The 23,683-nt window shown below is 65.4% G+C and carries 20 protein-coding genes and 1 riboswitch; of the genes, 14 read left to right on the forward strand and 6 right to left on the reverse strand.

Annotation, left to right across the window (positions count from 1 at the left end; translation table 11 throughout):
• The first annotated feature begins 282 nt into the window (after positions 1-282).
• The 5 genes from ACZ9GA_RS08065 to ACZ9GA_RS08085 all read left to right on the forward strand — a co-directional run bounded on the left by ACZ9GA_RS08065 (position 283) and on the right by ACZ9GA_RS08085 (position 8,016).
• Positions 283-1,833 carry a carboxylesterase/lipase family protein gene (locus tag ACZ9GA_RS08065; RefSeq protein WP_457363186.1) on the forward strand — a complete coding sequence of 517 codons (1,551 nt, stop codon included), beginning with the start codon at positions 283-285 and terminating at the stop codon, positions 1,831-1,833.
• A 143-nt stretch (positions 1,834-1,976) separates the two neighbouring features.
• A riboswitch (Fluoride riboswitch) is annotated at positions 1,977-2,045 on the forward strand.
• 80 nt (positions 2,046-2,125) lie between these two features.
• Complete coding sequence (locus ACZ9GA_RS08070) at positions 2,126-3,346, forward strand: voltage-gated chloride channel family protein (RefSeq protein WP_457363185.1); 1,221 nt, start codon at positions 2,126-2,128, stop codon at positions 3,344-3,346.
• Between the two features lie 245 nt (positions 3,347-3,591).
• Complete coding sequence (locus ACZ9GA_RS08075) at positions 3,592-5,331, forward strand: ABC transporter permease (RefSeq protein ID WP_457363184.1); 1,740 nt, start codon at positions 3,592-3,594, stop codon at positions 5,329-5,331.
• Positions 5,332-5,345: 14 nt separating this feature from the next.
• Positions 5,346-6,671, forward strand: coding sequence for an ABC transporter ATP-binding protein (locus tag ACZ9GA_RS08080; RefSeq protein WP_457363183.1), 1,326 nt, complete (start codon positions 5,346-5,348; stop codon positions 6,669-6,671).
• A 334-nt stretch (positions 6,672-7,005) separates the two neighbouring features.
• Positions 7,006-8,016, forward strand: a complete 1,011-nt coding sequence (locus ACZ9GA_RS08085; RefSeq protein WP_457363182.1) for a GGDEF domain-containing protein — start codon at positions 7,006-7,008, stop codon at positions 8,014-8,016.
• Between the two features lie 297 nt (positions 8,017-8,313).
• Here ACZ9GA_RS08085 and ACZ9GA_RS08090 read toward each other — a convergent pair whose 3' ends face one another.
• Positions 8,314-9,024 carry a CerR family C-terminal domain-containing protein gene (locus ACZ9GA_RS08090; protein WP_457363181.1) on the reverse strand — a complete coding sequence of 237 codons (711 nt, stop codon included), beginning with the start codon at positions 9,022-9,024 and terminating at the stop codon, positions 8,314-8,316.
• A gap of 186 nt (positions 9,025-9,210) precedes the next feature.
• Between ACZ9GA_RS08090 and ACZ9GA_RS08095 the strand changes: the two genes are divergently transcribed.
• The 4 genes from ACZ9GA_RS08095 to ACZ9GA_RS08110 all read left to right on the forward strand — a co-directional run bounded on the left by ACZ9GA_RS08095 (position 9,211) and on the right by ACZ9GA_RS08110 (position 14,042).
• Positions 9,211-10,221, forward strand: a complete 1,011-nt coding sequence (locus tag ACZ9GA_RS08095; protein ID WP_457363775.1) for an HlyD family secretion protein — start codon at positions 9,211-9,213, stop codon at positions 10,219-10,221.
• Positions 10,214-11,782 (forward strand): MDR family MFS transporter, encoded by a 1,569-nt coding sequence (locus tag ACZ9GA_RS08100; RefSeq protein ID WP_457363180.1) that lies wholly within the window; start codon positions 10,214-10,216, stop codon positions 11,780-11,782. Before ACZ9GA_RS08095 ends, ACZ9GA_RS08100 begins: the two co-directional genes overlap by 8 nt.
• On the forward strand, positions 11,779-13,206 hold the full coding sequence (locus tag ACZ9GA_RS08105) for an efflux transporter outer membrane subunit (protein ID WP_457363179.1): 1,428 nt from the start codon (positions 11,779-11,781) through the stop codon (positions 13,204-13,206). Before ACZ9GA_RS08100 ends, ACZ9GA_RS08105 begins: the two co-directional genes overlap by 4 nt.
• A gap of 347 nt (positions 13,207-13,553) precedes the next feature.
• Positions 13,554-14,042 carry a sterol desaturase family protein gene (locus ACZ9GA_RS08110; protein ID WP_457363178.1) on the forward strand — a complete coding sequence of 163 codons (489 nt, stop codon included), beginning with the start codon at positions 13,554-13,556 and terminating at the stop codon, positions 14,040-14,042.
• 2 nt (positions 14,043-14,044) lie between these two features.
• Here the strand turns inward: ACZ9GA_RS08110 and ACZ9GA_RS08115 are convergent, their stop codons facing one another.
• Positions 14,045-14,893: a LysR substrate-binding domain-containing protein gene (locus tag ACZ9GA_RS08115; protein WP_457363177.1), complete on the reverse strand. Its 849-nt coding sequence runs from the start codon at positions 14,891-14,893 to the stop codon at positions 14,045-14,047.
• A gap of 105 nt (positions 14,894-14,998) precedes the next feature.
• On the opposite strand from ACZ9GA_RS08115, the gene ACZ9GA_RS08120 reads away from it, so the two are divergent.
• The 3 genes from ACZ9GA_RS08120 (at position 14,999) to ACZ9GA_RS08130 (ending at position 16,571) form a co-directional block, all read left to right on the forward strand.
• Positions 14,999-15,388, forward strand: coding sequence for a tautomerase family protein (locus ACZ9GA_RS08120; protein ID WP_457363176.1), 390 nt, complete (start codon positions 14,999-15,001; stop codon positions 15,386-15,388).
• Positions 15,385-15,981, forward strand: a complete 597-nt coding sequence (locus ACZ9GA_RS08125; RefSeq protein ID WP_457363175.1) for a DUF4865 family protein — start codon at positions 15,385-15,387, stop codon at positions 15,979-15,981. Before ACZ9GA_RS08120 ends, ACZ9GA_RS08125 begins: the two co-directional genes overlap by 4 nt.
• 152 nt (positions 15,982-16,133) lie before the next feature.
• Positions 16,134-16,571: a hypothetical protein gene (locus tag ACZ9GA_RS08130; RefSeq protein WP_457363174.1), complete on the forward strand. Its 438-nt coding sequence runs from the start codon at positions 16,134-16,136 to the stop codon at positions 16,569-16,571.
• A gap of 58 nt (positions 16,572-16,629) precedes the next feature.
• On the opposite strand, the gene ACZ9GA_RS08135 is transcribed toward ACZ9GA_RS08130, so the two are convergent.
• A complete protein-coding gene (locus tag ACZ9GA_RS08135) occupies positions 16,630-16,848 on the reverse strand; it encodes a hypothetical protein (protein ID WP_457363173.1) in 219 nt (72 codons plus the stop codon).
• 276 nt (positions 16,849-17,124) lie between these two features.
• Here ACZ9GA_RS08135 and ACZ9GA_RS08140 point away from each other — a divergent pair, with 276 nt between their 5' ends.
• Positions 17,125-17,796: a glycosyltransferase family 2 protein gene (locus ACZ9GA_RS08140; protein ID WP_457363172.1), complete on the forward strand. Its 672-nt coding sequence runs from the start codon at positions 17,125-17,127 to the stop codon at positions 17,794-17,796.
• A 142-nt stretch (positions 17,797-17,938) separates the two neighbouring features.
• On the opposite strand, the gene ACZ9GA_RS08145 is transcribed toward ACZ9GA_RS08140, so the two are convergent.
• The 3 genes from ACZ9GA_RS08145 to ACZ9GA_RS08155 all read right to left on the reverse strand — a co-directional run bounded on the left by ACZ9GA_RS08145 (position 17,939) and on the right by ACZ9GA_RS08155 (position 22,094).
• Entirely contained in the window at positions 17,939-19,279 is a 1,341-nt protein-coding gene (locus ACZ9GA_RS08145; protein WP_457363171.1) for an OprD family porin, read from the reverse strand.
• A gap of 66 nt (positions 19,280-19,345) precedes the next feature.
• On the reverse strand, positions 19,346-20,875 hold the full coding sequence (locus ACZ9GA_RS08150; RefSeq protein WP_457363170.1) for an MFS transporter: 1,530 nt from the start codon (positions 20,873-20,875) through the stop codon (positions 19,346-19,348).
• A gap of 10 nt (positions 20,876-20,885) precedes the next feature.
• Positions 20,886-22,094, reverse strand: a complete 1,209-nt coding sequence (locus tag ACZ9GA_RS08155) for an aspartate transaminase (protein ID WP_457363169.1) — start codon at positions 22,092-22,094, stop codon at positions 20,886-20,888.
• 343 nt (positions 22,095-22,437) lie between these two features.
• On the opposite strand from ACZ9GA_RS08155, the gene nac reads away from it, so the two are divergent.
• Positions 22,438-23,355: a nitrogen assimilation transcriptional regulator NAC gene (gene nac, locus ACZ9GA_RS08160; RefSeq protein ID WP_457363168.1), complete on the forward strand. Its 918-nt coding sequence runs from the start codon at positions 22,438-22,440 to the stop codon at positions 23,353-23,355.
• The last annotated feature ends 328 nt before the right edge of the window (positions 23,356-23,683 follow it).

The raw sequence follows: 23,683 nt of genomic DNA on the forward strand, positions 1-23,683 counted from the left end.
ACAGTGTCAAGGCTCATATCGTTGTTTGCATTGGCATTGTGGGAGCGGGCTCTGCCCGCGAAGAAAGCACTGCGGTATTTCAGGTACTTCGCGGCGTTCTTTTCGCGGGTAGAACCCGCTCCCACAGGCTGCTCAACACAGGCGCCACCACATCCAGGCCACACAACCGTTCGTTGATCGCCCGCTTTCACCCCCACTGCCTGGGCAACCCGTTAGCTGGCTATCTATCCTCGTTGTACCGCACCTGCGGCCCATAACAACAACGACTCAAGGAAGATACCGATGCCCGTCACTTCATCGCGCCGCCGTTTCCTCCAGCATTGCCTCAGCGTGTCCACCGTAGCGCTACTGCCACCGTTCGCCCTGGCCGCCACCGACGCCCCCACCCAGATAAAAGTCGCCCAAGGCATACTGCTGGGCCAACGCCAACCCGACGGCACCCGTACCTGGAAGGGCATCCCCTTTGCCCAGCCCCCCGTGGGCGAGCTGCGCTTCAAGGCCCCCCAGCCCGTGCACGCCTGGCACGCCCCGCTGAAGGTCGACGCCTACGGCCCGTGGGCCGTGCAGCAACCCTATCCGCCCGTAGCGCAGGACAAACCCAAGGGCGAGGAAGACTGCCTGTATCTCAATATCTGGGCCCCAGCCGAAGCTGCTTCGCGCCCACGTCCGGTGATGGTGTGGCTTCACGGCGGCGCCTTTGTGCTGGGCAGTGGCGGTGACCCGCGTTTCGACGGCAGCGACTACGCCCAGCGCGGTGACCTGTTGTTTGTGACGGTGAACTACCGCATGGGCGGCTTCGGCTATTTGCAGGTACACGACGAACCAGGCGCGGCCAACCTGGGCCTGCAGGACCAGATCGCCGCCTTGCGCTGGGTGCGCGACAACATCGCGGCCTTTGGTGGCGACCCCGCCAACGTCACGGTGATGGGCGAGTCGGCCGGGGCGATGTCCATCGGCTGCCTGCTGGGCGCACCCGCCGCCAAGGGCCTGTTCAAGCGCGCGATCATCCAGAGTGGCGGGGCGCGGCCACTGTTCCAGGCCGATGAAACCGCGCAGGTGCTGCACCAGGTGTTGCAGGCCGGTGCCGTCACCACGGCGCAGTTGCAACACATGCCGGTGGCCGACCTGAACAACCTGTTCATCAAGGTTGCGTCCCAGTCCAACACCCCCTTGCTGGGCGGCGAGGCCTATCACCCGGCGGTGGATGGCAGCCTGCTGCCTCGCCACCCGCTGGAAGGCCTGACGCCCGTGCCGACGCTGATCGGCCACTGCCGTGACGAAAGCGGACTGTTCGTGGCCGGCAAGGCGGTCAACCTGCTGGAGGGCTTGCCGGCCCGGGTGCGCGGCAAGATCGGCGAGGCCGCCTGGCAGCACGTGGTGCAGACCTACCAGGCCACCACGGCGGCGGACGGTGACTGGCAGCGCGAACTGTTCAGCGACATATTCGTCGGCGTGCCGGCCCTGCGCCTGGCCGATCGCCTCAGCGCCGCCGGCGCCCCCGTATGGACGTACCGCTTCGACTACGCCCAGGCCGGGCCGTATGGGCCGTGCCATGGCAGCGATATTCCCTACACCTTCGGGCTGGGTCAGCCGGGGAAGGGGCGGGGCAGTTTCACTGCAGCGGAGCAGGCGTTGTCGCAGCAGATGCGCGATTGCTTCATCGCCTTTGCGCACACAGGGGATCCGCAGACCAAGGCGTTGCCGGCCTGGCCCCGGCATGATGCGCAGGCGCTGGATTACCTGCGCTTCGATACGGCCCTGAGCCTGGGCCGCGATTACCTGGGGGCCGAGCGGCGCGCGGTGTGGCAGGCGGTACCGATCGCAGCGTTGTAACCTGGAATCTTCGGGGCGTCTGATGGCCAGCGCAGCCTTCGGCAGCGGCTACGTAGCCGCTGCCGCCAGGCTGCGCTGGCCCGCGAGAACACCGCACCTGCCCAGCGAGGCAAGTTGTAAAACCCTGCAACATCTGGCTATGATGCCCGCCCGGAGATGGCATTCCTCCCCGAACCGCCGCGCTGGCCGCAGCTGATGATGCCTACAACCACCTGACCACCAGGGGCTGTAGGCGTACGCGCAACAAATCCCTTCTGGTCAGGCACATCCACCCCTTTGTGTGACTGACTTCATGTCTCGACTCAAACGCTTCGAACAACTCCAACTGCTGCCCTACATCGGCAAATGGCTGCTGCTGGCCAGCGTCGTGGCCTTGTTGGCCGGTAGCGCTTCGGCCTTCTTCCTGTTCGCCCTGGACTACGTCACCGGCGTGCGCGAAGGCCACCGCTGGCTGATCGCGCTGCTGCCGGTGGCAGGCTTCGCCGTGGGTTGGGTCTACTACCGCCTGGGCAAAACGGTGGAGGCGGGCAACAACCTGCTGATCGATGAGATTCACGATCCCAAAAACGTGGTGCCCCTGCGCATGGTGCCGCTGGTGCTGGGCGGCACCCTGGTGTCGCACCTGTTCGGCGCCTCGGTGGGCCGCGAGGGCACGGCGGTGCAGATGGGCGGTGCGCTGGCCGACCAGCTCACCCACGTGTTGCGCCTGCGCCGTGAAGACCGGCGCATCATCCTGATGGCCGGTATTGCCGCAGGCTTTGCCTCGATCTTCGGCACGCCGCTGGCGGGGGCGGTGTTCGGGCTTGAAGTATTGGCCATCGGGCGCATGCGTTATGACGCGCTGTTCCCGTGCATGGTGGCGGCCATTGTCGCCGATCAGGTGGGGCTGGCCTGGGGCGTGCAGCATACGCATTACGCCATTGGCGAGATCGTGCCGGTGGGGCCGTGGAGCCTGCTGGCGGTGCTGATCGCAGGCGTGATCTTCGGCCTGGCCGGCCTGTTGTTCGCCACCGCCACGCACCGGTTGGGCGCGTGGGTGAAGCGGGTGATCGCCTATCCGCCGCTGCGTCCGTTCGTGGGCGGCATCGTCATTGCCGTGGCGGTGTGGGCCCTGGGCGCCTACGACTACATCGGCCTGGGCATCCCCAGCATCGTGCAGGCGTTCCAGGTGCCCGCGGCGCCGTGGGACTGGCTGGGCAAGCTGGCTTTCACCGTGGCCTCGCTGGGCTCGGGCTTCAAGGGCGGTGAAGTGACGCCGCTGTTCTACATCGGCGCCACCCTGGGCAACGCCTTGGCGCCGCTGCTGCACCTGCCGTTCGCCATGCTGGCGGGGCTGGGCTTTGTCGCGGTGTTCGCGGGGGCGGCCAACACGCCGCTGGCAACCATCATCATGGCCATGGAGCTGTTCGGCGCCGACATCGGCCCGCTGGCGGCCGTGGCCTGCGTGGCCAGCTACCTGGTGTCGGGGCACACCGGCATCTACAAGGCCCAGCAGGCCGGCCAGAAAATCTAACACCCGTAGCCGCTGCCGCCAGGCTGCGCTGGCCTGCGTGAACCCTGAACATCCCCAGTGGGGCACAGGGCCAGCGCAGCCTGGCGGCAGCGGCTACAGGCCGGTTGGGCAGATTCCTGAACAAAGCGTTAACACACCGCCGATTTTATCCCTCCGTCATATTCGCGAACCTATACTCCGCCCCGATGGCGCGGCCCTGGCGTGCCGTCGTGAACCCCGTTCGACACCTTGCCGGAATCCGCCCCATGAACAAGGTACTGCGCCACTATCTTCCGGCTTCGACGCTGCGGATGCTGCCCAACCGCTGGGACCTCATGGCCCTGCCATTGGTGGTGGGCTTCCTGCTGTTTTTCTCCATCGGCGCGCACCAGACCTGGGCGCCGATCTCCACCCTGCAAACCCAGGCCATCTCGCTGGACCCGGCCAACCTGCCTGAATACGCCGTGCGCACCACCTTGCGCATGCTCGCGGCCATGGCCGCCTCGCTGGTGTTCACCCTGATCTACGGCACCCTGGCCGCCAAGAGCCGGCGCGCCGAGAAGCTGCTGGTGCCAGTGCTGGACATCCTGCAGTCGGTGCCGGTGCTGGGCTATATCTCGTTCACCGTGACCTTCTTCCTGCTGCTGTTCCCCGGCCGCGTGCTGGGCGCCGAATGCGCGGCCATCTTCGCCATCTTCACCAGCCAGGCCTGGAACATGACGTTCAGCTTCTATCAGTCGCTGCGCATGCTGCCGCGCGACCTGACCGAGGTGGCCAGCAACCTGCAGCTGTCGGCCTGGCAGAAGTTCTGGAAGCTGGACGTGCCATTCGCCATCCCGGGGCTGGTGTGGAACATGATGATGAGCATGTCCGGCGGCTGGTTCTTCGTGGTGGCCTCCGAAGCCATTACCGTGGGCGACCAGACCATCACCCTGCCGGGGGTGGGTGCCTACCTGGCCACGGCCATCCTGCATCAGGATCTGGCCGCAGTGGGTTACGTGATCCTGGCCATGGTGGTGGTCATCGTGCTGTACGACCAGTTCCTGTTCCGCCCGCTGGTAGCCTGGGCCGACAAGTTCCGCATGGAAAACACCGCCTCCCAGGCCGGCGCGCCGGAGTCCTGGGTGCTCAACCTGATCCAGCGCACGCGCCTGGTGCAGCGCCTGCTGCGGCCTGTCACCCGGTCTATCGGGCGCTTGGGCAACCGCCGTTTCAGCCTGCCGCGCCGGGCCCGTCGCACCACGCCAAGCCCTGCGGCCTCGCGCCTGGTGGACTGGGTGTGGAACGCGGCCATCGGCGCACTGACCCTCTATGCCCTGTGGCACATCGTGCGGTATGTGGGCGCCGAAGTGGGCCTGGACGAGTGCATCCACGTGCTGGGCCTGGGCTTCATCACCTTGCTGCGGGTACTGCTGCTGATCGCCGTGGCCTCGCTGATCTGGGTGCCGCTGGGCGTGATGATCGGCCTGCGCCCCAAGTGGGCGGAAAAGGTCCAGCCACTGGCGCAGTTCCTGGCCGCGTTCCCGGCCAACCTGCTGTTCCCGGTGTTCGTCATCGTCATCCTGCACTACCACCTCAACCCGGACATCTGGCTCAGCCCGCTGATCGTGCTGGGCACCCAGTGGTACATCCTGTTCAACGTGATCGCCGGCGCCAGCGCGTTTCCCAATGACTTCCGCGAGGCGGCGGCGAACTTCCGCATCCGTGGCTGGCAGTGGTGGCGCACGGTGATGCTGCCGGGGATCTTCCCGTATTACGTCACCGGCGCCATCACCGCCTCGGGCGGCGCCTGGAACGCCAGCATCGTCTCCGAGTTCGTCACCTGGGGCCAGGACAAGGTCGCGGCCCATGGCCTGGGCGCCTACATCGCCCAGACCACGGCCGCCGGCGACTTCCCCAAGATCACCCTGGGCGTGGTGGTGATGTCGCTGTTCGTGGTGGTGTTCAACCGCGTGGTGTGGCGCCCGATGTACAGCATCGCTGAAAACAAGTTGCGCATGAATTGAATGGGGCTGCGAGCATGAATACCTTGAACCAACACCCGGAAAACACCGCGGCGCAGATTTTCTCCCTGAGCAACGTCAGCCGCGGCTTCGGCAAGGGCAAGGAGGCGCTGCAGGTGCTCAGCGATGTCGACCTGACCCTGCACGAAGGCGAGATCGTCGGCCTGCTGGGCCGCTCCGGCTCCGGCAAGTCGACCTTGCTGCGCATCATTGCCGGCCTGATCGAGCCCAGCGCCGGCGAGGTGCTGTACCAGGGCAAACCGCTGACCGGCCCGGCCGAAGGCGTGGCCATGGTGTTCCAGACCTTCGCGCTGTTCCCGTGGCTGACCGTGCTGGAAAACGTGGAAGCGGGCCTGCACGCGCTCAAGGTGCCGCGCAAGCAAGCCCGCCAGCGCGCCCTGGCCGCCATCGACCTGATCGGCCTGGACGGTTTCGAAAACGCCTACCCGCGCGAGCTGTCCGGCGGCATGCGCCAGCGCGTGGGCTTCGCCCGTGGCCTGGTGGTCAACCCCACGCTGCTGCTGATGGACGAACCGTTCTCGGCCCTCGACGTGCTGACCGCCGAGACCCTGCGCACCGACCTGCTGGACTTGTGGAGCGACAAGCAACTGCCGATCAAGTCGATCCTGATCGTCACCCACAACATTGAGGAAGCGGTGCTGATGTGCGACCGCATCCTGGTGCTGTCCTCCAACCCGGGCCGCGTGGTGGCGCAGATCAACGTGCCGTTCGCCCACCCGCGCAACCGCCTGGAGCCCAAGTTCCGCAACCTGGTGGACGACATCTACGCGCTGATGACCGACCGCCGCAGCGCCGACGCCAGCCAAGGCCGCGCCGAACTCAAAGTGGGCAGCCTGCTGCCCAACGTGTCCACCAACCTGATGGCCGGCCTGATGGAGGCCCTGGCCGCCGAGCCGTACCACGGCCGCGCCGGCATGCCGATGGTGGCCGAGCGCTTGCTGCTGGAGGTGGACGACCTGTTCCCCGTGGCCGAAATGCTCGAACACCTGGGCTTTGTCGAACTCAAGGGCGCCGACATCAGCCTGACCGACGCCGGCAAGGTGTTCGCCGAGGAGGGCACCCAGGAACGCAAAACCCTGTTTGCCGACCACCTGGTGCGCAACGTGCCGCTGGCCGCGCGCATTCGCGGCATTCTGCAGGGCCGCCGCGGCCACCACGCGCCGCGGGTGCGCTTCGAGCAGGAGCTGGAGGATTCGCTGACCGATTCGGCGGTGCAGCAAACCCTGGAAAGCGTGATCAGCTGGGGGCGGTATGCGGAGATCTTCTCCTATGACGACCATACCGAGACGTTCAGTCTGGAGGATGTGGAAGGGGAGAGCTGATGGCGTGTCAGGGAGGCTTTGCTGTGATTGACCTGGCCTCTCGCGAGCAAGCTTTGCTCCCACAGTGGTGAGCCAACCACGGTGCATGGCTTACCACTGTGGGAGCAAAGCTTGCTCGCGAGAGGCCGGTTCAGGTTGCCCAAGACCATAGAATCTCCCACAGTGTTGGGCCAACCATCGATGCCAGGCTTCATTTTGTGGGAGAAAGGGCGGCGTCGAGCCCTTGGTCGCGATGCAGGCGACGCGGTGTATCGCCTTTAAACCCGACCACCGGACTCAAGCTTTTCAAACGGATGACGATACCTTCCAACAATCATCCGTTCAGAGGCACGTCGTGAGTCTCATCACCTCCCTTGATCGCCCCGCCAGCCGGGTACAGTCCAGCGCGGACAGCCCCGAACCCGAACACGCGATCATCGAATGGCTGCTGCACGACGACCAGGTGATGCGCGAGTGCTTCCGCCACGCCGTGGCCATCCTCAAGACCGCCTTGGGCACCGCTTACAGCGCCGTTATCCTGCTGGACGCCGAACACCAGCACTACCGCGCCGAAGCTGGCGTGATCCTGGACATCATCCCCCGTGGCCGTTCCCTGGCCGATTACGTGGTGCGGCAGCAGGACGTGTTCGTGGTCGAGGATGCCCGCCAGCACGCCCGCTACGCTCAGTGCCAACTGGTCAGCGCCGCGCCTTTCATTCGTTTCTACGCCGCCATCCCCTTGCGTGCGCCGGGCGGTGAAGTGGTGGGCGTGCTGTGCGCCATGGACCCGCAACCCGCCACCCTGAGCGAGCCGCAACGCGAGGTGCTGGTGCACCTGCAGGCCATGATCGAAAACGACCTGGCCCTGCGCACCGCTACCGCCATCGACCCGCTGACGCAACTGTTCAACCGTCGCTTCATGCTCGAAAGCATCCAGCGCAAATGGCAGGAAGCGCCCGTGGGCCAGACCCTGGTGGCGGTGATGGTGGACATCGATTACTTCAAGCAATACAACGACACCTACGGCCACCCGGCCGGCGATGACTGCCTGCGCCAGGTGGCGGCGGTGATCCAGGCCGTGGCCGATCAGCACCACCTGATCGCCGGGCGCCTGGGCGGCGAAGAGTTCGGCCTGCTGGCCAGCGGCGTGCCGGCCAAGGCGGTGCATCAGGCGCTGGAAGCGCTACGCCGGGGCATCCAGGATCTGGGCATCGAGCATCGGCGCTCAAGCTTTGGGCGGGTTACCGTGAGCATTGGTGCGGCAGTGGTGGGGCCGGGGGTGTCGTCGCGCGACAGCTTCAGCACCGCGGACCAGGCGCTGTATCAGGCGAAGGCGCAGGGGCGCAATCAGGTGGTGATGGGGTGAAGGGCCTCCACCCCGACCTGCACCTCCACCAGACGCCGCCGACCCTGTAGCCGCTGCCGCCAGGCTGCGCTGGCCCGTGTGAACCCTGAAAATCTCCAGTGGGGCACAGGGCCAGCGCAGCCTTCGGCAGCGGCTACGCGATTGCGTGGGGCCGCTAGGGGCATGTCTGGATTGTTGGGGCGCTCTTGAGATCGAGCGCCGCCCGCGCGGCGCATCGCCGCCTGGCGGCAGCTCCTACATTTGTTGCAACGTACCATGGCCTGTGATAGCGGCGTTGTCAGCCTTGTTTTTTCGGCATCAGTCCTGCGTCGCTAGCCGTTCGCGCACCAACGCCTCCAGCGTCAACCTATTCTGCGACAGCAACGTATCGCGCACCGTCTCCATCCGCGCCCGATCAATCGTGTCCCACCCCAGCGCCCGCAGCACCGGCCGGCGCAGTACGCGGAAGGCCATGCCCTGGCTGTTGAACGCCATGGCCCGAATGATCGTCACCTCATCATCGGCACTGCGCCCGGTCAGGCGGCCGACGATGCCGCGGGTGACGCTGCTCAGGCGCTGGTTGAAGCCCTGGTTCATCATCTCGAACGCCGCTGGCGGCCCCAGGCCTGCCTGTTCACGGGCCATGAACAGCCGCCAGTCGCTGCTTTGCGGGGTGTCGTGGATGAAGCTGACGAAGCCGCCCAGCACCTCCAGGTAGGCGTCGATCAGCGCGGTATCGCTGGCATCGGCGTCTTCCAGCAGGGCTTCGGCGTGCATCACCACGCCGCTCAGCTGTTCCCAGATGTGCATCAGGATATGGTCGACACAGGCGACGTACACGCCTTCCTTGTTGTCGAAATAGTACTGCAGGGCAGGGGCGTTGACCCCCGCCGCCGTGGCGATGTCGCGGGTGGAAGCGCCCTCGTAACCGCGTTCGGCGAACAGCCCCATGGCCGCCTCGATGATGCGCGAGCGGGTTTCTTCGCCGCGCTGGTAGCCGCCTTCTTTCGCGGGTCGATGTCGTGCCATGTCAAAGCGCCTGTAGGGTGTGCAAGCAAAATATATCACTTGACATAAATTCGCCACCGTCACATTTTGTATCGACTGGAATATTTTGGAGCCCCCGGCATGTCCGTCGATCGCCCTCTCGGTGCGCAAGAGCAACTTTCCCCCGTGGTCGATGAGCCGCAACGGGCCGGCCCCCGCAAGGTACTGATGGGCCTGGGCCTGCTGATCGTGCTGGCGGCCCTGGTGTGGGGCGGTTATTGGTGGCTGCATGGGCGCTTTATCGAAAGCACCGATGACGCCTACCTGGCGGCCGACAGCATGACCGTGGCGCCCAAGGTGGGCGGCTACGTGACCGAAGTGCTGGTGGCCGACAACCAGACCGTCGAACTGGGCCAGCCACTGGTGCGCCTGGATGCGCGCAAGTACCAGGCGGCGCTGGACGAAGCGCTGGCCACCGTGGCCTCCCGCGAGGCCGACGTGGCCAAGGCCGAGGCTGACCTGGTGCAACAGGACGCCAGCATCGCCCAGGCCCGCGCCGAACTGGCCGGGGCGGGTGCCGACACTCAGCACGCCCGCGCCGAGGTCAACCGCTACGCGCCGCTGGCCAAGTCCGGGGCCGAAACCGAAGAGCGCCTGGCCGAGCTCAACAACAAGCTGGCCCAGGCCACCACCGGCCAGGCCGCGCACCAGGCCGCGCTGCAATCGGCGCAGACCCGCACCGGCATCCTAAAAGCACAGCTGCAACAGGCCCGCGCGCAACTGGTGGTGGCCCAGGCCAGCGCCCGCCAGTCGCAGCTGGACCTGGACGACACCACGGTGGTCAGCACCCTGGCCGGCCGCGTGGCCGACCGCAGCGTGCGGGTAGGGCAGTTCACCCAGCCTGGCACCCGCCTGCTGACCGTGGTACCCGTGCAGGCCCTGTACCTGACCGCCAACTTTAAGGAAACCCAGATCGGCGACATGCGCCCTGGTCAGAAGGTCACCGTGCACGTCGACGCGCTGCCGGGCCAGGACCTGGCCGGGCATATCGACAGCCTGTCGCCGGGCACCGGCTCGCAGTTCGCTCTGTTGCCGTCGCAGAACGCCACCGGCAACTTCACCAAGATCGTCCAGCGGGTGCCGGTGCGCATCCAGATGGACGTGCCGGATGACGTACGCAAGGTGCTGGTGCCGGGCCTGTCGGTGACCGTCGACGTGGACACCCGCACCCATGGCTGAGGCCCTGGCAGCACCGGCCAGCGCCCCGCGCGAAGCCAATGCCTCGCTCAGTGACTGGGTGGCCGTGGCCGCCGGCTCCCTGGGGGCGCTGTTGGCCACCCTGGACATCTCCATCACCAACTCGGCGCTGCCGCAGATCCAGGGCCAGATCGGCGCCTCGGGCACCGAGGGCACGTGGATTTCCACCGGCTACCTGATGTCCGAAATCGTCATGATCCCCCTGGCCGCGTGGCTGACCCGGGTGTTCGGGCTACGCCGTTTCCTGATGGGCACGGCGATCATGTTCACGGTGTTTTCCATGTACTGCGGCCTGTCCACCACCCTGATGGGCATGGTGCTGGGGCGCATCGGCCAGGGCTTTGCCGGCGGCGCGATGATCCCCACCGCGCAGACCATCATCCGCACCCGCCTGCCCAAGCACCAGATGTCGGCGGGCATGGCCATCTTCGGCCTGACCGTGCTGCTGGGGCCGCTGATGGGCCCGGTGGTGGGCGGCTGGCTGACCGAAAACGCCAGCTGGCGCTGGTGTTTCTTCCTCAACCTGCCCATCAGCCTGGCCCTGGTGGCGCTGCTGTGGACTGGGTTGCGCCCGGAAAAGGCCGACCTGCAACAGTTCATCAAGGCCGACTGGATCGGCATCACAGGGTTGGCCCTGGGCCTGAGCACACTGACCGTGGTGCTGGAAGAAGGTCAGCGCGAGCACTGGTTCGAGTCGCACCTGATCGTGTGGCTGAGCCTGCTGTCGTTGCTGGGTTTTTTCCTGGTGGCGGTGGGGCAGGTCACGGCCAAACGGCCCATCGTGCGCCTGAGCCTGCTGCGCAACCCGCGTTACGCCAGCGTGATCTTGATCGTGTCGACGGTGGGCGCGGCGATCTACAGCATCTCCTACCTGCTGCCGCAGTTCCTTGGCACCGTGGCCGGCTACAACGCCCAGCAGGCCGGGTCGATCATGCTGCTGTCGGGCCTGCCGGCGTTTCTGCTGATGCCCATACTGCCGACGCTGCTGCAACGCTATGACAGCCGCTGGCTGGTGGGCATCGGCCTGGTGATGTTCGCCATCAGCTGCGCCATGGACATCGGCCTGACGGCCCTGAGTGTGGGCCATGACTTCTACGGCTCGCAGCTGCTGCGCGGCTTCGCGCAGATTCTGGCGATGATGCCGCTCAACCAGGCGGCGATGGCGGCGGTGGCCAACGATGAAGCGGGCGACGCGGCGGGGCTGTACAACATGTCGCGCAACCTGGGCGGCTCCATCGGCCTGGCGCTGATGGGGGTGATGATCGACCGTCGCAACACCTACCACGACGACGTGATCCGCGAGTCGCTGACCGCCAACAGCACCCAGGGCCAGGACTACATGGCCGGGCAGACCGCCAGCTTCCTGGCCCAGACCGGCGACCAGGCCCTGGCGCAGCTCAAGGCCTCGGCGCAGTTGGCCAGCAATATCGCCACCCAGGCCACGGTGATGACCTTCAACGAATGTTTCTACCTGCTGGGCATTGCCCTGGTGGTGTGCGTGCCCCTGGCTTTACTTCTGAAAAAACCGGCGAGCCATCCATGATCGACAGAACCCTGACTACGGCCCTGGTGCTGGCCTTGCTGGCCGGTTGCACCGTGGGCCCTGACTATCAAGGTGCCCCCGTGGTGGCGCGTGACAGCGTGGCCGCCGGGCGCCTGCCCCATGCCGACCTTAATGCGGCCACAGCGCCCGCGGCCGCCGACTGGTGGCGCGGCCTGGGCGATGCCCAGCTTAACGAGCTGGTGGAGTCCGCGCTCAAGGACAGCCCCGACATCCATTCCGCCTTGGCCCGCCTGCGCCAGAGCCGCGCTGGCCTGCACAGCCAGCAGGCCGACGGCATGCCCAAGCTCAGCGCCAACGCCACCAGCCTGCGCATGCGCTCCCCGGACCTGTCGTCGCTGACTGGCAGTGACAGCGGCGGCGGCGGCCGTGGGCCGGTGCAGTTCTACCTGGCCGACTTCGACGCCAGCTGGGAAGTGGACCTGTTCGGCGGCACCCGCCGCGCCATCGAAGCCGCCTCCGCCAGCGCCGACGCCTCCCAGGCAGACCTGGCCGACGCCCAGGTGCAACTGGCCGCCGAAGTGGTGCAGGCCTACGTCGACCTGCGTGACCGCCAGGCACGCCTGGCCCTGGTCGACGCCACCGTCGACCTGGAAAGCCAGGTGCTGGACCTCACCCAGCAGCGCCGCGCCCGGGGCGTGGCCTCGCAACTGCAATTGGAGCAGGTGACCACGCAACTGCAGACCACCCAGGCCCAGCGCCTGCCGTTGCAGGCGCAGATCATCGACTCGCTGGATGAGTTGGCGGTGCTCTGCGGCCTGGAACCGGGCGAGCTGGACGCGCGCCTGGCCACGCCGGTAGATCTGCCCAAAGTACCGAGTACGGTGCCCCTGGCCGACCCGGCCGCGCTGCTCAAGGCACGCCCGGACATCCGTGCTGCCGAGCGGCAACTGGCGTCCAGCAACGCGCAGATTGGTGAAAAGAAGGCTGACTGGTTTCCCAAACTGTCGGTGATGGGCGACCTGGGCTTCAGCGCCGCGGAACCTTCGCACCTGTTTCGCAAGGACAATGGCACCTGGTTACTGCTGCCGCGCCTGACCTGGAACGCACTGGATTTCGGCCGCGTGGCCGCCAGCGTCGACAGCGCCGAAGCGGGGCGTGATGAGGCGCAGGCGCATTACCGCAGCGTGGTGTTGCAGGCGTTGCGCGATGCCGATACGTCGCTGGCGCGTTATGGGCATCAGCGGCAGAACGTGGTGTTGTTGCGTGAGATCGAAGCGTCTTCCGGCCGGGCGGCCAGCTTGACCCGTGAGCGGTATAAGGCGGGGACGGCCAGTACGCTGGACTGGCTGGATGCGGAGCGTACGCGGTTTGATGCGCAGCAGAATCGGATCAGTGGGGATGCGCAGTTGTTGAAGGATTTTGCGGCGTTGCATAAGGCGTTGGGGTTGGGGTGGCGGGTTTAGGGTTTTTTTTTGGGGGGGGGGGGGCGGGGGCGCATGGCTGGGGTTTTGGGGTGTTCATGAGATCGCGCGCCGCCCGCGCGGCGCTTCGCGGGCAGAGCCCGCTCCCACGTCTGTTTCGGGCCAATTTTGCCAGTGCCATCACCTTGTCCGCTTTGTTTTTTCACTGCAGATTTGTAGTGAACCAACAAGGCGATCAAGGTGATCTTGCAGACATAACTGGTCCAAAACAAACGTGGGAGCGGGCTCTGCCCGCGAAGCGCCGCGCGGGCGGCGCTCGATCTCATGACCACCAAAAAATTCAAGCCAGGCACCTCGGCCCCACCCCACTTTCACTGTATCCTCCCCCCATGATCACCCACTTCCTCATCTTCCTCACCACCCTGGCCGCCATGGAAGCCGTCGGCACCCTGGCGCACAAGTACATCATGCACGGCCCGGGCTGGTGGCTGCATCGCTCGCACCACGAGGAGCACCTCGGCGCGCTGGAAGCCAATGACGTCTTCCTGCTGGCCCTGGCCATCATCGCCGTCAGCCTGCTGCTACTGGGCGACGCCGTGGTCCACAGCATCGGCGCCGGCGTGGCGGGCTATGGCCTGATCTACATGTTCTTCCACGACGGCATTGTCCACCGCCATTGGCCGGTGCGCCCCAGCCCACGCCACCCCTACCTGCAGCGCCTGTACCAGGCGCATTTGATGCATCACAAGGTCAAGGGCCGCCACAACAGCGTCTCGTTCGGCTTCCTCTACGCCCCACCCATCGCCACCCTCGAGAAAAAGCTCGCCACCCCCGTAGCCGCTGCCGAAGGCTGCGCTGGCCCGGCCACCCAACGCTGAACTCAGGCCATCGCCTGGCCCATCATCTGCACCAGATCATCCACCGCCGCGCCGCCATGCTCCCGCGCCCGATGCAGCACATAGCCTATCGTCGGTACCGTCGGCAGCTCAGTCAGCACCATTAACGATGCAGGCAACCCCACGCTGGTGCGCAACGTCACCCCCAACCCGGCGCTCACCGCCGCCCACAACCCCGCCACGCTGGGGCTGGTCAGCGCAATGCGCCAGGCAATCCCGGCTGCATCCAGGGCTTCGATGGCCGCGCTGCGCAACACGCAGGGTGCATCGAACAGCACCAGCGGCAAAGGCTCGTCAGCGGGAAAGCGCCTGGCCGGCGCGCCGATCCAACGCATCGGCGTGTGCCCAAGCGGGGTTGCCCACGGTGTCCTGGCGCCGGTATCCCAGGTCAGCGCCACATCCAGCCGGGCACTGTCGATCAGCGGCAGCAACTCGGCACTGCGCCCCACCCGCACCTCCAGATTGATGCGCGGGTAAACCGCGGCGAAACGCTGCAACACCTGGCTAAGCAGGTGCTCGCCAAAGTCCTCCTGCACCCCCAGCCGCAGCGTGCCTTGGGCCTGGGTGCCGTGCAGATGGCCGAAAATCTCGTCGTTGAGGCTCAACAATCGCCGCGCATGGCTCAGCAACAATTCCCCCAGCGGCGTCAACACCAGCCCACGCCCCGAGCGCGCCAGCACCGGTGCGCCCACCTGGTCCTCCAGCTTTTTCAACTGCGCACTGACCGCCGAGGTGGAGCGCCCCAGCCGCTCGGCCGCCTTGGCAAAACTGTCCAGCTCTACCCCAGTGACAAAGGTGCGCAACACATCCAGATCGAAGGCGGGAACGCGCATGGCGATTGTCCTGAAAAAGTGGATCGTCAGTTCAGACTAATCTGATATTCGGGAGTATCGTCCCTTGTTAGCCTTGTGCTCGTCAACACTCCCAAGGATCCCGCCATGCCGTTTGTGCGCATCTCCCTCTTGCAAGGCCACTCGCCGCAGTACCTGCAAAGCCTGTCTACCACGGTGCACCAAGCCATGGTCGACACGTTCGACGTACCGCCCAGCGACCGCTTCCAGATGATCCACCAGCACGCGCCAGGCGAGTTGATGTTCGACCGACATTACCTGGGCGGCCCGCGCAGCGACGCCTTCACCCTGATCGCCATCACCGCCGGCAAACCGCGCAGCGACAGCACCCGGCGGGCGTTCTACCAGACGCTGGTGGCGCGTTTGCAGCAGGCGCTGGGGCTTGATCCGGAGGACGTGATGGTGGTGATCAACACCACTGCGGCGCAGGAGTGGTCGTTTGGCGGGGGGCGCATGAACGGGGAGATCGCGTCATGATTGCCATGCAGTATTCGTTTTCGTTCCCGCAAGGCCACGACATGTCGGCGATCGCTCGGCGAGTGGCGGAGAAGGGGCACCTGTTTGATGACTGGCCGCACCTGGTGTTCAAGGCATTCCTGATGGCCAGCGAGAAGGACGATGAGGTGCCGGCCAGCGAGAACCTCTACGCGCCGTTTTACCTGTGGGCCAATGCCCAGGCGTTGGTCGCATTCTTGGCTAGCGCTGCATTTGCTGGCGTCAGCGAAGCGTTCGGTCGGCCCACGGTCAATACGTGGTTGCCGGTGATCGAACAGCGCAAGGCAACCCTGGCACGGGCAAGGTTTGTCACCCGGGAAATCGTTGCTGTGGACTCGCACGCGCCATTGGCCGCCCTGTGGATTCAGGAGCAGCAGTTGGCTGCAGATTTGCTGGATGATCCCCGTGTGGAGGCTGTGGTGACGGGAATTGATCCTGCACAGTGGAGCCTGGTACGTATGGTGTTTCGCCGCCGGCCCGCCGTGCTGCCGCTATCGTCGTGCCTGCAGCACTATCGGTTGCTGCACCTGTCACAGCCAACATCAGCCAGCGAGCGCACGTCCACAGTGTATTGAACCGCCTGTCGGTACGGCGGGCGCCAAGAGATCGGCGCGCTGGGTGATGGCTACATGCTGCTAGTAGTAATGACAGTACCGCAACGTTAGGTCGCATGTCCTAATCGGCCGAGTGAGCAGGTACACCGCCTGCTTGTTGCGAGGACGTGAAAATGCACATTGAATCTGAGGACGACAACATCAACGTCAAGTCGGGAGATGGACGGATTGAGCGAGGCCTGAATAACATCACTATCGATGGCGCAGACGATGGATGGATTTATACAAGCTACTTCGACGCCCATGACTTCACTACCTTGCGGCTTACATTACCTGAAAGCCAGGGAACGTGTGACCGATGGGACTTGAGTGTGGTTTGGGTGACGGTGTTGGGGCATGAGGTAGGCCTCCATGCTGAGTCCGATATTCGAAGGCCACTGTCGAGGACCTTTGACTATCGCCTTTCCAAAGCGAGCATTCTGGACTGGTTTTCCCGCAGCATTGGTGAAGGTACCCGCGCAATACGGTGGAAATTCAGGGTGAAAGCAGTTTTTCTCAGTAGAACCTATACCGTGGAAACCGACTTTCTCGTCACGTATAGATCCGCTTAATCCTTGCGATACCAACCGCGCATCCAGATCGCTGAGGGGGCAGCGACCTGGATAGCCCTCAGTTCCCGTCCGCAACCTTGCGTTCAATCTCTGCCGTCTTGCGTTCCAGCGTTTCCGCATCCTGCTCCTTGGCACGGGTAGACGACGGCGTAATCACCTCATCCACCCCACGGGTATCGTCATCGCGGTCCTCAAGGTCACGCTTCACCACATTCACCGGCTTGCCGGAGGTGTCGCGAGGCGGGGCGTTTTCGGGGCGGTTGTTGTCATTGCTCATGGCAGGTTCCTCGGTCAGGCGGCTTCGTGGCTGGCATTTTCTGCCCATAAGGTATGGAGCCGCGGCATACGGGCGAGTTCAAGTAAGTTTGCCCGGCCTTGTAGCCGCTGCCGCCAGGCTGCGCTGGCCCTGTGCCTCCCTAAAGATCTTCAGGGTTCTCGCGGGCCAGCGCAGCTTGGCGGCAGCGGCTACGGGTTGCTGCATATTTTTTAAACCTTCTTCGCCCCCCACCAGTCGATTGGCTACAGGCACCGCGTGGGCCGAGGAGGGCGAGACATGATTGGTGTGGTAATCCCTGCGCACAATGAATCACGGTATATCGAGCAGTGCCTGGCCTCAATCGAGGTGGCCGCTGCGCATCCGCTGTTGGCGGGGGGGACGGTGCAGGTGCTGGTGGTGCTGGACGATTGCAGCGACGACACGGGTGCGCTGGCCGCGGCCATGGGCCATCCGACGCTTGAGGTGTGGTTCCGTAACGTCGGCAAGGCCCGCGCCGTAGGCGCGCAGACGTTGCTCAACGCCGGGGCGCGCTGGCTGGCGTTTACCGATGCCGACACCCGGGTCCCTGCCGATTGGTTGGCCCGGCAGTTGGCCTTCGAGGCCGATGCGGTGTGTGGCACGGTGGCGGTGGACAGCTGGCAGGGTTACAGCGAGCAGGCGCGGGCGCGGTACCTGGAAGGGTATCGGTTCGAGGAAGGGCATCGGCACATTCATGGCGCCAACCTGGGGTTGAGTGCGGCGGCCTACGAAAAGGCCGGCGGCTTTCAGCATTTGGCGGCGCATGAAGACGTGCAACTGGTGGCGGACCTTGAGCGCATCGGCGCCCGCATTGTCTGGACGGCGACCAATTCGGTCACCACCAGTGCGCGGCGTGATTTCAAGTGCCGGGAGGGGTTTGGGGAATTCCTGTTGAAGCTTGACGAAGTCGCCTGCACACAACCCTTGTAATCGCCGCCCACCTTCCATTTGGGAGCAGGTTCTGTGTGGGAGCGGGTTCTACCCGCGAAGGGCACACCGCATGGGTGCTGACACACGGCGGTGTGCCCTTCGCGGGCAGAGCCCGCTCCCACAAGGGCCAGGTAGCCCAGAATCAGAACAGATTGATCGGGTAGCTCACAATTACCCGATGCTCATCCTGATCACGCACCCCGGTAAACTCGGAACGCATCGCGGCATGGCGCAAGGCAATGTTCAAATCCTTCGCCGGCCCCGACTGCACCGTGTAGCTGACGGTAAGGTTGCGTTCCCACTCGCTCTTCTCGCCCGTCGCCGTACGCGCGCCCGAGCCGCTTTCGTACATGCCCAGGAACGTCAGCCCCGGCACGCCCAGCGCGGCAAAGTCGTAACCGTAACGCACCTGCCAGGTGCGCTCGCCAGCACGCTGGAACTTGCCGATCATCGACTCGGTGATGAAGTACGAGGTAGAGCCGTCACCCTGGTTCAACCACACCGCATCGCTGTCCCCGGTCACCTGTTGGAAGCCGGCAGCAAGGGTGTGCGGGCCCACTTTGTAGGTGAACAAGGCGCTGGACAGCTGGCTGTCGACCTTGCCCTTGGTCACGCCATCGCCGTAGTAGCCGGCGGTGTAGTAATCCGAGTCATTGCCGTTTTTGCCGGCCGAGCTGTTGTTGAAGTAGCGCAGGTCGGTGCGCAGGGTGCCGGGGCCCACCTGCCAGTTATGCACCAGGCCCAGGAAGTGCTGGTTGTAGAAGTTTTCCAGGCCGCCGTAGTAGTACTGCAGTAACAGGTCGGGCGTGGCTTTCCAGTCGACACCGGCGTACTGGAACTTGTGCACGAACTTGCCGGTCAGGCGGCTGTTGGACCCGGGGATCGACATGCCCATCTGGTTGGTCGACCCACGGCCCTTGACGCTGTCCAGTTGCCCGGCAATGAAGGTGAAGTTGTTCAAATCCTTGGACTGGATCTGCGTGCCATTGAAGGTCTGTTGCAGCAGGCGGTCGGTAGACATCACCACCGGCAGCATCGGCACCAGGGTACCGGCGCGCACTTCGGTCTTGGCGAAGCGCATCTTCGCCGTGGCGCCCAGGCTGCCGAATTCATCGGCGGCGCGGCCATCGTCGGTGGGGAAGATGTTGCCGTTGTAGCTGCTGCCCGACGGGTTGTAGTGCCGGCCCTTGCCCGAGTCCAGCTTGATGCCCAGCATGCCGATGGCATCTACGCCGAAACCGACGGTGCCGGGGGTGTAGCCGGACTTGAAGTTGAGGATGAAACCCTGGCCCCACTCCTGGGTGTAGTTGGGGTTGGCCGAACCGCTGCGGTTGTCGGCGTTGCTGAAGAAGTTGCGCGCCAGAATGCTCGCGGTGCTGTCCTCGATAAAGCCCTCGGCGTTGCTCTGTTGGGCGATGACCAGCCCGCACAGGCCGGCCAGGAGGGTGGGGGCGCGGTTGGCTGCGCGATTCAAAAGCACCATCGGTTATTCCTCATGCTGTAGTCAATGTTGTGAGAGGCAGGCAATGGCGGCAGTCAAAGATTTTTATTATTCGTCAGGAGCAACAGGGGCCGGGGCGCGGGTCAGCGCCACCGGGGGCAAGCGGTACAGCGCCCACAGGGCCAACACGCCCAGGCCTGCGCACAGCAGCAGGCCGCTGCCCAGGGCCTGGGCCAGGGCCTGGCGCGCCAGGTGCAGCAGCACCGGGTCGTCGCTGGCCTGGAGCAGCACTTGCGGGTCGATATAACGGGGCAGGGCGTCGGCGTGGCCGGCGGCAATGAACGCGCCTTGCAGGTGGCTGGCGTACAGCAGCTTGACCAGCACGCCCATCACCGCGGTGCCCAGCAACCCACCCACCAGCCGCAGCGACTGGGTGAGGGCGGTGGCGATGCCCAGGAACTGGCGCTCGGCCAGGGTCTGGGTGAACACCGTGAGGTTCATCAGGATGAACCCCAGGCCCAGCCCGGCCAGCAGGATCAGGCCCAGCAACACGTGGAAAGAGGCATTCAGGCCCACCAGCGACAACCCGGCGCAGGCCACCAGCAGCACGGCGAAGCCGGCCAGGGGGATCAGGTTGGGGTTGCGCAGGTGGGTAATGATGCGGCCGTTGACGATGGCGCCCAAGGTGATGCTCAGGGCCAGCGGCGTGATCAGCAGTCCGGCGTCTTGCGGGCTGTAACCGTAGCTGCCTTGCAGCAGCAGTGGCAGGTAGAACAGCAGGGTGAACATGATCGCGCCGGCCAGCAGCGACAGCACGAACAGCAGGCGCACACTGGCCGACCGGAACAGCGCGGCAGGCAGCAACGCTTCACTGCAGCGACGCTCCCAGCACCACAGCCCAACCGCAGCGGCGATGCACACCACACCCAGTATCGCGCTGCCCCACACCCGCGCCTGGCCCAGCCATTCCACGAACAGTTGCAGACTGCCCAGCGCCACCGCGATCAGCAGCGCGCCCAGCCAGTCCAGGCGAATAGCGCGGCTTTGCAGTGGGCGGTAATGGGGCAGGTAGCGCCAGGCGAAAAACAGCGCCACCGCGCCCAGCGGCAGGTTGATGTAGAACACCGAGCGCCAGCCGAACGCGCCGGTCAGGTAGCCGCCCAGGCCAGGCCCGATGGCGTTGACCACGCTGAACAGCGCGCTGAGCAGAATCTGCCAGCGCAGGCGCTGACGGGTGTCGGGAAACAGTTCGGGAATGCAGGCAAAGGCGGTGCCGATCAGCATGCCGCCGCCCACCCCTTGCAGGGCCCGGCCCAGCACCAGCACCAGCATGTCGGTGGCCAGCGCACACACCAGCGACGCCAGGGTGAAGATCACAGTGGCCGCCAGCACGAACGGCTTGCGCCCGTAGTAGTCGCCCAAACGGCCAAAAATAGGGATGGTGACGATCGACGCCAGCAGGTAACCGGTGGCCACCCAGGCGTACAGCTCGAAGCCCTGCAACTGGGCGACGATGCTCGGCAAGGCGTTGCCGATCACCGTCTGGTCGAGGGCCGAGAGCATCAGCACCAGGGAGATGCCGAGCATGGCCAGCAAGGCTTTCTTGAAGGTCAGGGCGCTGTGGCTCGGCATCGTCATCATCGGCCCCTTACACCAGCGCCGCGACGGCGGTGGCGATGCGTTGGCAGCCGGTTTCCAGGGTCTCGATCGCCGATGCGGTTGACATGCGGAAGAACGGTGCCAGGCCGTAGGCGCTGCCGGGGATCACCGCCACGCCCTGGCTTTCCAGCAGGTAGAGGATGAAATCGCTGTCGCTTTCCAGCACCTGGCCTTGCGGCGTGCGCTTGCCCAGCACGGCGCCGCAGTTGACGTACAGGTAGAAGGCGCCTTCGGGCGGGATGCAGCTCAGGCCGTTGATGGCGTTGATCAATTCCAGGCAACGGTCGCGACGCTGGCGGTAGACGGCGCGGCTCTCGGCGATGAAGCTCTGGTCACCGTTCATGGCCGCCAGCGCGGCGGCCTGGCTGACGCTGCAGGCGTTGCTGGTGGACTGCGACTGCAGGGTCGCCATGGCGGTGATCAGGTCGGCCGGGCCGGCACCGTAGCCGATGCGCCAGCCGGTCATGGCATAAGACTTGGACACGCCGTTGATCACCAGCACGCGGTCCTTGAGCCGCGGTTCCACGGCCAGGATGTGGGTGGCGGGGCGGTCGTCGTAGCGGATGTGCTCGTAAATGTCGTCGGTCATCACCAGCACGTCGGGGTAGTCCAGCAGCACATCGGCCAGGGCGCGCAACTCTTCGGCGTGGTACACGGCGCCGGTGGGGTTGCTCGGCGAGTTCAGCAGCAGCCAGCGGGTGCGCGGGGTGATGGCGGCGCGCAGTTGTTCGGCGGTCAGCTTGAAGTGGTGTTCCTCGGTGCAGGCCAGGGTCACCGGCTCGCCTTCGCAGGCCAGCACCATGTCCGGGTAGGACACCCAGTACGGCGCCGGGATCAGCACTTCATCGCCCGGGCCCAGGGTGGCCGAGAAGGCGTTGTAGATCGCACTCTTGGCGCCGTTGGTCACCACCACCTGGGCGGCGGTGTAGTCCAGGCCGTTCTCGCGCTTGAGCTTGGCGACGATGGCCTGGCGCAGTTCCGGGGTGCCGGCGTTCTGGGTGTAGCGGGTTTCGCCGTTCTCGATGGCGGCGCAGGCAGCCTGGCGGATGTGCGCCGGGGTATCGAAGTCGGGCTCGCCCACCACCAGGTTGATGATCGACTTGCCGGCGCGGCGCAGCTCGTTGGCGCGGTCGGCAGCGGCGCTGCTGGGCGAGGGTTTGATGCGATGCACACGGGCGGCGATGCGGGAAGCGGTCACGGGGAAGTCCTCGTTGGTGGCCTGATGGCGGCTACGTTACGAGGGGCGGCGACGGGGCTGATAAGACAAGTTTGTTCTGGGTTGATAGGCACAGCTTATGACCGCTTTCGCACCATCATGGTGCGCACCTGTAGCCGCTGCCGCCAGGCTGCGCTGGCCCGCGCATTCACAGGGGATTTACTGGGTGTACTCCAGGGCCAGCGCAGCCTGGCGGCAGCGGCTACGCGCCGGGGGATGGCCAATATAGGGCGTGCTTATGACTGGGGTTGTGACTGCTGAGTCGAAAACTGGCCCAGGTCTTGCTCTGTAGCCTCAAGAGTCCATCTGTCTGAGTGCCACCCCCGTGAACCTGCGTCGTTTGAAGTACTTCGTGAAGATCGTCGATGTCGGCAGCCTGACCCAGGCCGCCGACGTGCTGCACATCGCCCAGCCCGCCCTCAGTCAGCAACTGGTGACGCTGGAAGCCGAGATGCAGCAGCAACTGATCATCCGCACCAAGCGCGGCGTCACGCCAACCGAAGCGGGCAAGGTGCTGTACGGCCACGCGCAACTGATCCTGCGCCAGTGCGAGCAGGCACAGAGCGACGTCAACGCCACCGGTTTCGCCCTGTCCGGCCAGGTCTCGGTCGGCCTGGCCCCCGGCACTGCCGCCTCGGCGCTGTCGCTGCCGTTGCTGCGCCGGGTACGCGAACGCCACCCCGGTATCCTGCTGTACCTCAACGAAAACTTCGGCACCACCCTCAGCGAACTGATCATGAACGGCCGCATGGACATGGCCGTGCTGTACGGCGGCCGCGAAGTGCACGGCCTGACCTTCGTGCCGCTGATGCGCGAACAGCTGTACCTGGTCAGCGCCGACCCCGAACTGCAACAGCGCGATGAAATCGGCCTGGCCGAAGTCGCCGAGCTGGAACTGCTGCTGCCACGCACCTACAACACCATGCGCCGCCTGGTGGACGAAGCCTTCCTGAAAATCGGCCTCAGCGCCCGGGTGATTGCCGAGGTGGAGTCGTCCACCACCCTGGCCACCGCCGTCAGCGAGCATTTCGGTTCCACCATCCTCCCCGAGTCTGCTGCCCGCGCGTTGGTGGCAGTGCATGAGGCGCACCTGCTGCGCATCACCGCGCCCGACATCGAAGCGCCGCTGGCGCTGTGCCTGTCGGGGCATTTGCCGCTGTCGGTGCCGGCTCAGGCGGTGAAGGCGATTCTGTTGGAGCTGATTGCCGAGATGCGTGGGAATTTGGTGTCGGTGCAGGCTTGAGCAATGCGGCTTCACACACCTTCAAAGCCGAGCAAACCAGGCTGGCAACGCCAATCCACCAGGCCATGGCACAAGGGCTGGCAACCCCAATCCAACAGGCCATGGCACGGTGCAACAAACGTGGGAGCGGGCTCTGCCCGCGAAGCGCCGCGCGGGCGGCGCTCGATTTTGAGGGCTCTGGAAAAGCATCGACTGGCACTTGGCGGCCTTGATGCTATCCCCAGTGGGGGCAAAGCGAAGCCCGCTCTGGCATGTCTGGGAATCGAGTCAGGGCTACCAGGTGCTAGCCGATGTTTTTCTAGCGCTCTTGAGATCGAGCGCCGCCCGC

Source organism: Pseudomonas sp. TE3644 (assembly GCF_056278815.1).

What these genes read in the sequence shown, in the direction of transcription:
- ACZ9GA_RS08145 (WP_457363171.1), bottom strand. Translation starts at nt 19,279, where the DNA reads ATGGTGCTTTTGAATCGCGCAGCCAACCGCGCCCCCACCCTCCTGGCC.
- ACZ9GA_RS08080 (WP_457363183.1), top strand. Translation starts at nt 5,346, where the DNA reads ATGAATACCTTGAACCAACACCCGGAAAACACCGCGGCGCAGATTTTC.
- ACZ9GA_RS08105 (WP_457363179.1), top strand. Translation starts at nt 11,779, where the DNA reads ATGATCGACAGAACCCTGACTACGGCCCTGGTGCTGGCCTTGCTGGCC.
- ACZ9GA_RS08120 (WP_457363176.1), top strand. Translation starts at nt 14,999, where the DNA reads ATGCCGTTTGTGCGCATCTCCCTCTTGCAAGGCCACTCGCCGCAGTAC.
- ACZ9GA_RS08100 (WP_457363180.1), top strand. Translation starts at nt 10,214, where the DNA reads ATGGCTGAGGCCCTGGCAGCACCGGCCAGCGCCCCGCGCGAAGCCAAT.
- ACZ9GA_RS08070 (WP_457363185.1), top strand. Translation starts at nt 2,126, where the DNA reads ATGTCTCGACTCAAACGCTTCGAACAACTCCAACTGCTGCCCTACATC.
- ACZ9GA_RS08095 (WP_457363775.1), top strand. Translation starts at nt 9,211, where the DNA reads ATGGGCCTGGGCCTGCTGATCGTGCTGGCGGCCCTGGTGTGGGGCGGT.
- ACZ9GA_RS08075 (WP_457363184.1), top strand. Translation starts at nt 3,592, where the DNA reads ATGAACAAGGTACTGCGCCACTATCTTCCGGCTTCGACGCTGCGGATG.
- ACZ9GA_RS08115 (WP_457363177.1), bottom strand. Translation starts at nt 14,893, where the DNA reads ATGCGCGTTCCCGCCTTCGATCTGGATGTGTTGCGCACCTTTGTCACT.
- ACZ9GA_RS08065 (WP_457363186.1), top strand. Translation starts at nt 283, where the DNA reads ATGCCCGTCACTTCATCGCGCCGCCGTTTCCTCCAGCATTGCCTCAGC.
- ACZ9GA_RS08135 (WP_457363173.1), bottom strand. Translation starts at nt 16,848, where the DNA reads ATGAGCAATGACAACAACCGCCCCGAAAACGCCCCGCCTCGCGACACC.
- ACZ9GA_RS08090 (WP_457363181.1), bottom strand. Translation starts at nt 9,024, where the DNA reads ATGGCACGACATCGACCCGCGAAAGAAGGCGGCTACCAGCGCGGCGAA.
- ACZ9GA_RS08150 (WP_457363170.1), bottom strand. Translation starts at nt 20,875, where the DNA reads ATGACGATGCCGAGCCACAGCGCCCTGACCTTCAAGAAAGCCTTGCTG.
- ACZ9GA_RS08140 (WP_457363172.1), top strand. Translation starts at nt 17,125, where the DNA reads ATGATTGGTGTGGTAATCCCTGCGCACAATGAATCACGGTATATCGAG.
- ACZ9GA_RS08125 (WP_457363175.1), top strand. Translation starts at nt 15,385, where the DNA reads ATGATTGCCATGCAGTATTCGTTTTCGTTCCCGCAAGGCCACGACATG.
- ACZ9GA_RS08130 (WP_457363174.1), top strand. Translation starts at nt 16,134, where the DNA reads ATGCACATTGAATCTGAGGACGACAACATCAACGTCAAGTCGGGAGAT.
- ACZ9GA_RS08110 (WP_457363178.1), top strand. Translation starts at nt 13,554, where the DNA reads ATGATCACCCACTTCCTCATCTTCCTCACCACCCTGGCCGCCATGGAA.